Origin of the sequence: Dietzia cercidiphylli (assembly GCF_014145145.1) — a bacterium.
Classification (GTDB): domain Bacteria; phylum Actinomycetota; class Actinomycetes; order Mycobacteriales; family Mycobacteriaceae; genus Dietzia; species Dietzia natronolimnaea.
On record NZ_JAALEA010000096.1, the window covers coordinates 1 to 2,462 of the forward strand.

Below are 2,462 nucleotides of genomic sequence, written 5' to 3' on the forward strand. Positions count from 1 at the left end.
CGCCGGCGGCGACGGCCAGGACGGCCGCGCGGCCGCGCAGTGCGTGCGGGGGAGCGGGGAGGCGGTGACGTCCCCCGCCGTGTGCTCCGGAGGCGGGTACGACGACAGGAGTCGCTGGTGGTACGTGCTGCGACTCGTTCTTCACCGGTGGCGTTTCCCCTCTGAGGTCGTGCTGTGATCTTTCCGTGACCAAGACGTCCCCCAAAGTAACGGATCGGCAACGGTGTCGCAAGGTAACGGGCCGTCCGATGGGGAGGGGTGGATCACACTGATGTGACTCCAGTGGTCGAGGGGTATGAAGTTGATTGAAGTGTCGCGAGTGGCGGCTCGAGCGGCTTCTCACCCCCGGGGATCTGTGACCCGACGCACACGTCTACCCCCAGGGTGCGACGGGCGACACACTGGCCGCTTAGGATGAGGGTTGACTCGGCTTTCAACAGGGCCGGGCGAATCTACCCACGTCAAGATGGTGAGCTGATGGATCTCTTTGAATACCAGGCAAAGGCTCTTTTCGCGAAGCATGACGTCCCCACCACCCCGGGGCGCGTCGCGGATACCGCGGAGGAAGCCGAGAAGGTCGCGGCCGAGATCGGCAAGCCTGTCGTCGTCAAGGCGCAGGTCAAGGTCGGAGGCCGTGGCAAGGCCGGCGGCGTGAAGCTGGCGGAGGACGCCACCGAAGCGCGTGCGCGGGCCGAGGACATCCTTGGCCTGGACATCAAGGGCCACATCGTCAAGAAGCTCCTCGTGGCCGAGGCCAGCGACATCGCGGAGGAGTACTACATCTCCTTCGTCCTCGATCGTTCCAACCGCAACTACCTCGCCATGTGTTCGGTCGAGGGCGGCGTGGAGATCGAGCAGGTCGCCGAGGAGTCCCCGGACCGCCTCGCGCGGATCAACATCGACCCCACCGTCGGTGTCGACGTGGCCAAGGCGCGCGAGATCGCGGCCGCCGGCCACCTCCCCGAGGAGGTGCTGGACGCGGCCGCCGTGACGATCGCGAAGCTGTACGAGGTGTTCGTCAACGAGGACGCCACCCTCGTCGAGGTCAACCCGCTCGTCCGCACCCCGAACGACGAGATCCTCGCGCTGGACGGCAAGGTCACCCTGGACGAGAACGCCGAGTTCCGTCACAAGGAGATGTTCGCGGACTTCGCCGACGCCGGCACGACTGATCCCCTCGAGCAGAAGGCCGCGGAGAACGACCTCAACTACGTCAAGCTCGACGGCCAGGTCGGCATCATCGGCAACGGCGCCGGGCTGGTCATGTCCACGCTCGACGTCGTCGCCTACGCGGGCGAGAACCACGGTGGAGTCAAGCCCGCCAACTTCCTCGACATCGGCGGCGGCGCCTCGGCCGAGGTCATGGCCAACGGGCTCGACGTGATCCTCGGCGACGAGCAGGTCAAGAGCGTCTTCGTCAACGTGTTCGGCGGCATCACCGCCTGTGACGCGGTGGCCAACGGCATCGTCAAGGCCCTGGAGATGCTGGGCGACGAGGCCAACAAGCCGCTGGTCGTCCGCCTGGACGGCAACAACGTCGAGGAGGGTCGCAAGATCCTCGCCGACGCCAATCACCCGCTCGTGACCCTGGCCGACAACATGGACTCCGGCGCCGACAAGGCCGCCGAGCTGGCCTCCAAGTAGGAAGAGTAGGAACAACCAGATATGTCGATCTTCCTCAACTCAGGCAGCAAGGTCATCGTCCAGGGCATCACCGGCGGCGAGGGCACCAAGCACACCGCCCGCATGCTCGCGGCCGGGACCCAGGTCGTCGGTGGCGTCAACGCCCGCAAGGCCGGCACCACCGTGGCCCACAAGGACGCCGACGGCAACGACGTCGAGCTCCCCGTGTTCGGCAGCGTTTCCGAGGCCATGGAGGCCACCGGTGCCGACGTGACGATCCTCTTCGTCCCGCCGCCGTTCACCAAGGACGCCATCATCGAGGCCATCGACGCGGAGATCCCGCTGGCCGTGGTCATCACCGAGGGCGCCCCGGTCCTGGACACCGCCGACGCGTGGAACTACAACGTGTCCAAGGGCAACAAGACCCGCATCATCGGCCCCAACTGCCCGGGCATCATCACGCCGGGCGAGTCGCTGGTCGGCATCACGCCGGCCAACATCGCCGGCAAGGGCCCGATCGGACTCGTGTCCAAGTCGGGCACCCTGACCTACCAGATGATGTACGAGCTGGCCGACTACGGCTTCTCGACCGCCATCGGTATCGGCGGCGACCCGATCATCGGCACCACGCACATCGACTGCATCGAGGCCTTCGAGAACGACCCGGAGACCAAGGTCATCGTGATGATCGGCGAGATCGGCGGCGACGCCGAGGAGCGCGCGGCCGATTACATCAAGGCCAACGTCACCAAGCCGGTCGTCGGCTACGTGGCGGGCTTCACGGCTCCCGAGGGCAAGACCATGGGCCACGCCGGCGCCATCGTGTCGGGCTCCGCGGG

2 protein-coding genes and 1 pseudogene are annotated in these 2,462 nt (G+C 66.7%); 2 read left to right on the forward strand and 1 reads right to left on the reverse strand.

The features are described 5' to 3' along the window. A pseudogene (locus G6028_RS18170) lies at positions 1-205 on the reverse strand (hypothetical protein); the annotation flags it as partial. Between the two features lie 272 nt (positions 206-477). Here G6028_RS18170 and sucC point away from each other — a divergent pair. Both sucC and sucD read left to right on the forward strand, forming a co-directional pair. After that, complete coding sequence (gene sucC / locus G6028_RS04235) at positions 478-1,644, forward strand: ADP-forming succinate--CoA ligase subunit beta (RefSeq protein WP_182615772.1); 1,167 nt, start codon at positions 478-480, stop codon at positions 1,642-1,644. A 21-nt stretch (positions 1,645-1,665) separates the two neighbouring features. Next, on the forward strand, positions 1,666-2,462 hold a 797-nt coding region (sucD, locus tag G6028_RS04240), incomplete at its 3' end, for a succinate--CoA ligase subunit alpha (protein ID WP_182658145.1).